The organism is Craterilacuibacter sp. (assembly GCF_051659485.1).
Taxonomy (GTDB): domain Bacteria; phylum Pseudomonadota; class Gammaproteobacteria; order Burkholderiales; family Chromobacteriaceae; genus Craterilacuibacter.
On the sequence record NZ_JBOFOO010000284.1, the window covers coordinates 1 to 8700 of the forward strand.

The 8700-nt window shown below is 61.4% G+C and carries 8 protein-coding genes; 4 read left to right on the top strand and 4 right to left on the bottom strand.

Annotated elements, in window-relative coordinates:
• Nucleotides 1-374: hypothetical protein (locus ACRC1E_RS09965; protein WP_438514944.1), on the top strand; the 374-nt coding region annotated here is incomplete at its 5' end.
• Nucleotides 375-436: 62 nt separating this feature from the next.
• Here ACRC1E_RS09965 and ACRC1E_RS09970 read toward each other — a convergent pair.
• The 4 genes from ACRC1E_RS09970 to ACRC1E_RS09985 all read right to left on the bottom strand — a co-directional run bounded on the left by ACRC1E_RS09970 (nucleotide 437) and on the right by ACRC1E_RS09985 (nucleotide 4470).
• Nucleotides 437-1507, bottom strand: a complete 1071-nt coding sequence (locus ACRC1E_RS09970; protein WP_438514945.1) for a sulfate/molybdate ABC transporter ATP-binding protein — start codon at nucleotides 1505-1507, stop codon at nucleotides 437-439.
• A gap of 139 nt (nucleotides 1508-1646) precedes the next feature.
• The gene (gene cysW, locus ACRC1E_RS09975; RefSeq protein ID WP_438514946.1) at nucleotides 1647-2522 is read right to left on the bottom strand and encodes a sulfate ABC transporter permease subunit CysW; all 876 of its coding nucleotides are present in this window, start codon (nucleotides 2520-2522) and stop codon (nucleotides 1647-1649) included.
• Nucleotides 2523-2530: 8 nt separating this feature from the next.
• A complete protein-coding gene (cysT, locus tag ACRC1E_RS09980) occupies nucleotides 2531-3367 on the bottom strand; it encodes a sulfate ABC transporter permease subunit CysT (RefSeq protein ID WP_438514947.1) in 837 nt (278 codons plus the stop codon).
• Nucleotides 3368-3465: 98 nt separating this feature from the next.
• On the bottom strand, nucleotides 3466-4470 hold the full coding sequence (locus ACRC1E_RS09985) for a sulfate ABC transporter substrate-binding protein (protein ID WP_438514948.1): 1005 nt from the start codon (nucleotides 4468-4470) through the stop codon (nucleotides 3466-3468).
• 200 nt (nucleotides 4471-4670) lie between these two features.
• Here ACRC1E_RS09985 and ACRC1E_RS09990 point away from each other — a divergent pair, with 200 nt between their 5' ends.
• The 3 genes from ACRC1E_RS09990 to ACRC1E_RS10000 form a co-directional block, all read left to right on the top strand.
• Entirely contained in the window at nucleotides 4671-5981 is a 1311-nt protein-coding gene (locus ACRC1E_RS09990; protein WP_438514949.1) for a DUF3422 family protein, read from the top strand.
• Between the two features lie 57 nt (nucleotides 5982-6038).
• Nucleotides 6039-7667, top strand: coding sequence for a mechanosensitive ion channel family protein (locus ACRC1E_RS09995; protein ID WP_438514950.1), 1629 nt, complete (start codon nucleotides 6039-6041; stop codon nucleotides 7665-7667).
• A 65-nt stretch (nucleotides 7668-7732) separates the two neighbouring features.
• Nucleotides 7733-8700 (top strand): glutamate-5-semialdehyde dehydrogenase (locus tag ACRC1E_RS10000; protein ID WP_438514951.1); only part of this gene is annotated, 968 nt, incomplete at its 3' end.

Consider the following 8700-nt stretch of genomic DNA (forward strand, 5'->3'; position numbering starts at 1 on the left):
AATCGGCCAAGTCCGCCGCCGAGATTGACCACTTCAACGCCAAGCTAGGCGAGAAATCATCGTCGCTGGCCGGTGTGGTGCAGCAGGGCATCGATACCCTGCAAGCCAGCCGTAGTTGTTCCGACCGCGTCTCTGCCCTGTTCCAGCAAAACGACAGCGTGCTGCAACAGGCCAGCGCCGATGTGGAAGGCATCGCCAGTTCGATAGAAGAGCAACGCACGGCCAGCAGCGAGATTGCACGCAATATGGAACAGATGGCGCAGATGAGCGAGGAAACCACCGCCGCCATGTGCAATATCAGCGAAAACGCGGTGCAGATTGCCGGCGCGGCCAAAGCACTGAATCAGGACGTGAGCGTCTTCCGTCTGCGTTAATAAACAGCTCATAGAAAAGGGCGTATCCAGATGGATACGCCCTTTTTTTGGCCGCCACACGCTTAAATGGCGTAATCCTGCGCGCCGACAAATACCGACAGCTTCTTGGGGGTGACAAACACCGTGTCGCCCAGCATCAGGCCCAGTTCGCGGTAGCGCTCCTTGCTCAGCGCCACCTCGATCGCGTCGCCACTATCGGGTGCGACCTCGATACGTACCAAGGGGCCGACCGCATGGATGTGCTCGATGCTGCCCGTCGCCAGCGCACCGCCGGCCAGGCGGCTGATATCCAGATCGTGCGGGCGCACATAGGCGACCGCGCTATCCGATGTCCCTTGCGTAGCGTCATCCAGCGCATGGGCGAAGCTGCCATGGGTAAAGTGGCCGCCATCGACACGGCCATGGAACAGATTCACATCACCAAGGAAGCGGGTGACAAACGGCGTCGCCGGATGCTCGTAGATATCGTCCGGCCGGCCGATCTGCTCGATATGGCCATGATCCATCACCACCACCCGGTCGGACACTTCCAGCGCCTCTTCCTGATCGTGGGTCACGAACACGCTGGTGATGTGCATCTGCTGATGCAGGTCGCGCAGCCAGCGGCGCAAATCCTTGCGCACCTTGGCATCCAGCGCACCAAAGGGCTCGTCCAGCAGCAGCACGCTAGGCTCGACCGCGAGGGAACGGGCCAGCGCGATACGCTGGCGCTGGCCACCGGACAACTGGGCAGGATAGGCATCGGCCAGCCAATCAAGCTGCACCATTTTCAACAGTTTCATCACCCGCTCGCGGATTTCCTCGCGCGAGGGGCGCAGCTTGCGCGGGCGCACCGACAGGCCGAAGGCGACGTTATCGAACACGGTCATATGGCGAAACAGCGCATAGTGCTGGAACACGAAACCAACCTGACGCTCGGAGACATGGGTATGGGTGCTGTCTGCACCGCTGAACAGTACCTGACCGGCATCGGGCTGCTCCAGCCCGGCAATGATGCGCAGCAAGGTGGTCTTGCCGCAGCCGGAGGGACCGAGCAGGGCCAGCAACTCGCCCGACTCGACCTTGAGGCTGACATTATCCAGCGCGGTGAAGTTGCCGAAGCGTTTTTCGATATTACGGATTTCGATGCTCATGCTGTGTTCCTTAGTATTCTTTGCGTGCGCCCGTGCGGGGAAAGCCAACCACGGGAATCGGGAGCAGGGCTCCGCGACCTCACCCGCCTCACGACAGGAGGGCAGACTGCCTATTCCCCATTCCCTATTCCCTATTCCCCTACACCAATGCTTCCCGTGCCTGCTGTGTCCTGACCAGCGATGCCTCGTGCTGACGCTCGATGCGCCACTCGATCACCGTCTTGATGGCCAGCGTCACCAGCGCCAGCATGGCGAGGATGGAGGCGCAAGCAAAGGCGCCGACAAAGTTGTACTCGTTGTACAGAATTTCGACATGCAGCGGGATGGTATTGGTCTCGCCGCGGATATGGCCGGACACCACGCTGACCGCGCCAAATTCACCCATGGCGCGCGCATTGGTCAGGATCACGCCATAGAGCAGACCCCACTTGATATTGGGCAGGGTGACATGCCAGAACGCGGCAAAACCCGAGGCGCCCAGCACGATGGCTGCCTGTTCCTCGTCCTGCCCCTGTGCCTGCATCAGCGGAATCAGCTCGCGCGCGACAAAGGGGAAGGTGACAAACACGGTAGCCAGCACGATGCCGGGAACGGCGAAAATGATCTGGATATCGTGCTCGGACAGCCAGCTACCCAGCCAGCCATGGGACCCGAACAGCAGGATGTACATCAGCCCGGCCACCACCGGCGACACCGAAAACGGCAGGTCGATCAGCGTAGTCAGCAGGCTCTTGCCGCGAAATTCGAAGCGGGCAATCGCCCAAGCCGCCGCCACCCCGAACACCAGATTCAAGGGCACCGCAATCGCCGCCGCAATCAGCGTCAGCTTGATCGCCTGCCAGGCCTCGTATTCGATCAGTGCCGCCGCGTATAGATCCCAGCCCTTGGACAGGGCTTCCCAGAATACCGATGCCAGCGGCACCAGCAAAAACACCAGCAGGAACAGCAGCGCAAACGCGGTCAGCGCATAGCGCACCCAGGCCTGCTCGCTGGTCAGTAGACTACGACTCGCCATGACTCACCTCACTTCATGCCGTGGCGGCGACTGGTCCACCACTGCAGCAGATTGATCGCAAACAGCACACTAAACGACAGCATCAGCATCACCACTGCCACCGCTGTCGCGCCGAGAAAATCGAACTGCTCCAGCTTGGAGATAATGATCAGGGGGGCAATTTCCGACACCAGCGGAATATTGCCGGCAATAAAGATTACCGAGCCGAACTCGCCGGTGGCGCGGGCAAAAGCCATGGCGGTGCCGGTCATCAGCGCCGGCAGGGTCGCCGGGAAAATCACGCGGCGGAAAATCTGCCAGCGATCCGCACCGAGGCATGTCGCCGCTTCTTCCAGCTCGCCTTCCAGGTCTTCCAGCACCGGCTGCACGGTACGCACCACAAACGGCAGGCTGACAAAAATCAATGCAATCACGATCCCGGTCGGCGTAAAGGCAATCTTCAGGCCCAGAGGCTCCAGATACTGGCCCAGCCAGCCATTAGGGGCATAGATGGTGGTCAGCGCGATGCCGGCCACCGCAGTGGGCAAGGCAAAAGGCAGGTCCACCAGTGCATCGACGAAACGCTTGCCGGGAAAGCGGTAGCGCACCAGCACCCAGGCTACCAAAAAGCCCATCACGCAGTTGACCAGCGCCGCCAGCGCCGCTGCGCCGAACGACAATTGCAAAGACGCCACCACCCGTGGCGCACTGACGGTCTCCCAGAATGGGCCCCAGCCCAGCTCGGAAGATTTCAGGATCAGTGCCGCCAGCGGCAGCAGCACGATCAGCCCCAGCCAAAAAATGGCATAGCCGAGCGACACGCCGAAGCCGGGCAGTACGCTGTAACGTTTGGCAAGAAAAGTCATATCAGGAATCCGGGATCAGGAATCATGGGCCGGGGATCCGGGATCGGGGATCTGCTCCCCATCCCCTGATCCCTGATCCCGACGCCCATTCTTAAGCCTTATTTTTTGGTGTAGATCTGGTCAAACACACCGCCATCGGCGAAGTGGGTTTTCATCACGCCATCCCAGCTGCCGAATACCTTCTCGACGGTAAAGGTCTTGACCGGCGGGAACTGGCCGGCAAACTTGGCCAGCACTTGCGGGTTTTGCGGACGCAAATAGTTTTGTGCCGCCAGCGTCTGGCCTTCGCTGCTCCACAGATAGGCGAGGTAGGCCTCGGCCTGCTTGCGCGTACCCTTCTTGTCCACCACCTTATCCACCACCGCCACCGGATTCTCGGCAGCAACCGTCAGCGTCGGATAGACGATTTCAAAACTGCCGCGGCCAAATTCACGGGCGATCATCTCCGCCTCGTTCTCGAAGGTCACCAGCGCATCACCGATCTGACGCTGCATAAAGGTGGTGGTGGCAGCGCGGCCGCCGGTATCCAGCACCGGCACATTACCGAACAGCTTGCCGACAAAGGCTCGCGCCGAGGCATCATTGCCGCCGGGCTGCTTCAGCGCCCAGCCGTAAGCGGCGAGGTAGCTGTAACGGCCATTACCAGCGGTTTTGGGGTTGGGAATGATCACCTGCACACCCGGGCGCGCCAGATCCTTCCAGTCGCGAATACCCTTGGGGTTGCCCTTCCTGACCAATAGCACGGTGGCCGAGGTAAACGGCACGCTATTGTTGCCCAGACGCTTGGCCCAGTCTTTGGGCAGCAGCGCGCCGCGCTCGGCCAGGATATTGATGTCCGGCGCCTGATTCATGGTGATCACATCGGCCTGCAGGCCGTTCACCACGCTCATCGCCTGCTTGCTCGAACCGCCATGCGACTGCTGTATGGTCACGCCTTCGCCGGACTTGGCCTTCCAGTACTTCTGGAAAGCCGGGTTGTAGTCCTTGTAGAAATCGCGCATCACGTCGTAAGACACGTTAAGCAGGGTCACATCGGCCATGGCGACCACACTGGCGGTCGACAGCAATACGGCGGTCAGGGTTTTCAGGGCAAGACGTTTCATCGGAGCTTCCTTGGCTAGGCGGATTAGCAGCAGGATACCCAGATGCCCTTATTTCCAGAAAGACTGTTATGAACTACTTTTATTCCAAAATAGAATTTAAGTACGTGACAGGCAATAACGTACGGCTTGCCGCCTACACCTTGTGCAATGCAATATGATGGCATATCTGCATTCCCCCGCCGTCGAAAAAGGACATCGCCTTGACTGCCCCGCATGCACCCTGCCCTATCCTCCCGCACCCCTTACGCCGGATGCTGAACGATGAAGCCCATGCGCGGCCGCCTGCCGCCATCCAGTCTCCGGCACGGCTGAGCACCCTCACCCTGTTTTTCGAACAGGACAACGGCCAGCAGCGTGCTGCGCTCGCCGCGCTCTGCGCACTACTCGAACTGCCGGTGCCGGCAGCACACGCAACGCACTACCAGGGCCACGGCGGAACGCTGACCCTGCGCTGGTCACTGCATACCGAATTTGCCCGCTACACGGTCATCCAGAGCGGGTCTGGCGCCGGCGGCTTTGCCGATACAGCACTGGATGCCTTGCCGGCACCGTGGCTGACGCAACTGCCTGGCGTCGCCCTAGTCGCGATCCATGCCCTGCTGCTGGCTGACGACGGCAGCCTGCCGACACTGCCGCGCGAGATTGCTGCCCGCTGGTTTGATGGCCACGAGCTGATCGGATCGCGCATCGGTGACGGAAACGGTACCGCCTATACCGACCTGCGTCTGCACCCCGACAGCCGCCTCCCCGGCGGCTTCAGCCGCTTCGTGGTCATCGACCACGCCATGGGGCCGCGCCAGAGCGGACGCATGCTGCAGCGCCTGTTCGAGATCGAGGCCTACCGCATGCTGGCTCTGCTCGCGCTGCCGCTGGCCAAAAACCAGATGCCGCAACTGGACACGCTGGGCCTCGCCCTGCGCGGCATCACGGCAAAAATGAACCACCACGGCGCCGACGACCGCGAACTGTTGGCCGAATTGTCACGCCTGTCGGCCGAGGTGGAAAACTTGGTAGCACAAAGCCAGTACCGGTTTTCAGCGGCGCTCGCCTACCAGCAGCTGGTCGAGCGCCGCATTAGCGAATTGCGCGAACACCGGCTGGAAGGGCTGCAACCGTTCTGCGAATTCATGGCGCACCGGCTGGCACCGGCGATGGATACCTGCACCACGATCAGCGCGCGTCAGGATCGGCTGACCGCGCGCCTGCAACGCGCGACCGCCTTGCTGCGCACCCGGGTCGAGGTCGCCGGCGAAGAGCAGAACCGCGCACTGCTGGCCAGCATGGACCGGCGCGCCGAACTGCAACTGCGACTGCAACAGACGGTAGAAGGACTGTCGGTAGGCGTGCTGACCTACTACGCGGTGGGATTGGTAGCCTATGCGAGCAAGGCGCTGAAGGCCGCCGGCGTGCATCTGAATGCCGAACTGGTGACGGGTGCGTCCATCCCGCTGGTGGCGCTGGCGGTCTGGTGGGGAGTACACCGCGCCAAACGTGCACTGGAACAATGCTAAGCACTGAAAAATTGGCGGAGACATGCCATTGTTAATGCATATTGAAAGAGAAAATCCATGTCGCTACCTCGCCTGTTTTTATTGCTCGGTCTATGCTGCTCGCTCTGGTCGGCTCAGGCATGGTCGGAAGAGGCCAATACCGTACCTCAGCCCGCAACGCTTACCATTGCCAACCAGACTATCTTCACTTTTCGCGCCGACTTTGGCGAAGTCAGCCCGGCGCAGCGCGAACAAAGAGCCAAAGAACGTATCAAGGCCCTGACTGAAGCCGACCTGCAAAGCCCCGTCCTGACACAGCCCTTTGTCAGCGACGGTGTCGCCGGCCTGCGTTTCACCCTCCACGGCAAGCCGCTGTTTGCCATTATCGAGGCCGATCTCGATCCCTCCGACAGTCTCGACCTGCTCACCACCGCCCAGCAAGTCCGCCAACGGCTGGACATACTGCGCCAGACCTATCTCGAACAAAACTCGCCCGAGCAGCTTGCCCGTGCCGCCGCCATCTCGCTGGCCGCCACACTGGCACTGGTGCTGGCGCTATGGGGCTTGCAACGCCTGCACCGGCAAGCGATACAGCGCGTGCTTCAACGTCCGCTACGCATCCGGCGCTGGCTGAAAAACAGGCCGGATTTCGAAGGCATCCTGCGCCTGCTGGAACAGCGCCTGCTGGATCTGTCGGCACTGGTCGGCGTCTTGCTGCTGTTGCACCTGTGGCTCAGCTTCGTACTGACCCGCTTTCCCTATACCCGGCCCTGGGGGCAAAAACTGGGGCAATCGCTGTTCGGCCTGCTCGCCGGCATCGCCGACAGCGTCCTTGCCGCCTTACCTGGCCTGGTCAAGGTCACCCTGATTTTCCTGCTGACCCGGTTGGCGATACGCGGGCTGGATCTGTTGTTCAATGCCGTCGAAAGCCAGCGCCTGAGCCTGCCCGGCATGTATCAGGAAACCGTGGGCGCAACACGGCGGCTAACCTCGCTGGCGCTGTGGCTGTTTGCCCTGACCGCGGCCTACCCTTATCTGCCCGGCTCCAATTCGGATGCCTTCAAGGGCATCAGCGTGTTCTTCGGCCTGATGGTCACGCTAGGCTCCACCGGCATCATGACGCATGCCATGAGCGGCCTGGTGCTGGTCTACTCGCGCGCGCTCAAGCCGGGCGACCTGGTTCAGGTGGGCGATGTGGAGGGCTTTGTGACCGAGCTGGGTGCGCTGTCTACCAAGATCATTACCCGTCACGGCAATGAGGTGACGCTGCCCAACTCGGTCGTGGTCGGCGGCAAGGTCACCAACTACACGCGCCAGGCCGGTGCCCGCGGTCTGCCGCTGGTTACCAAGATCACCATCGGCTACGACACGCCATGGCGGCAGGTGCATGCCATGCTGGAGCTGGCATCCCGCCGTACGGCCGGGCTGAATCAGGCCGAAGCGCCCATCGTGCGCCAGCTGAATCTGCAGGATTTTTACATCGAATACGAGCTGGAAGTCCGGATACCGGCCGATGGCAAACCGCCTGTTCTCAAGACGGCCCTGCATAGCGCCATCCTCGATGTCTTCAACGAATTCGGCGTACAGATCATGTCGCCCAACTTCGAAAACCAGCCCGAAGCTGCGGTACTGGTCGGCAAGGACAACTGGTATGCCGCACCAGCCAAGGCAGACAGCGCCCCCGGCAAGCCGCCATCCGCCATCTAGGGACTGGCGGCTGCGGCTAAAGCTGGGTTAATCTTTGGCAAGTTTATTCAGCCGGAATTGAGCACATGGACATTCAGGACTACATGCAGCGCGTCGGCAAAGCCGCACGCGCCGCCAGCCGCGACATTGCGCGTGCCGACACCCGCCAGAAAAATACGGCCCTGCTGGCCATGGCCGATGCCATAGAGCGCGATGCCGACATTCTGCTCGCGGCCAACTTGCAGGATGTGAGCAAAGCCATCGCCGAACAACTGGCGCCGGCGATGCTGGACCGCCTGACGCTAAGCGCACAAACAGTTGCCGCCATGGCCGAAGGCTTGCGCCAGATCGCTGCGCTACCCGACCCGGTCGGCGAAATGAACGACTTCAGCTACCGCCCATCCGGCATCCAGCTGGGCAAAATGCGGGTACCGCTGGGGGTGATCGGCATCATTTACGAGGCGCGCCCCAATGTCACCGCCGATGCCGCCGGCCTGTGCCTGAAGTCGGGCAACGCCACCATCCTGCGCGGCGGCTCGGAAGCATTTCACAGCAATCAGGCCATTGCAGCCTGCGTACACGAAGGCTTGCGCAGCGCCGGCCTGCCCGAAACGACGGTACAGGTACTGACGACAACCGACCGCGCCGCCGTCGGTGCGCTGATTACCATGCCCGACTATGTGGACGTGATCGTGCCGCGCGGCGGCAAGGGACTGATCGCCCGCATCAGCGCCGAGGCGCGTGTACCGGTCATCAAGCATCTGGACGGCAATTGCCATGTCTATCTCGATGATCAGGCCCAGCCCGAGATGGCATTCAATATTGCCTTCAATGCCAAGACACACCGTTATGGCACCTGCAATACCATGGAAACCCTGCTGGTCCACGAGGGCTGTGCGATCGATATCCTGCCCAAACTGGCGCGTGCCTATCTGGATAAAGGGGTGGAGCTACGCGGCTGTGAGCGTACGCGGCACTTGCTGGGCGAGGCGGTACTGCCGGCCTGTGACGAAGACTGGGACACCGAATACGCGGCGGCGATTCTGGCGATCAA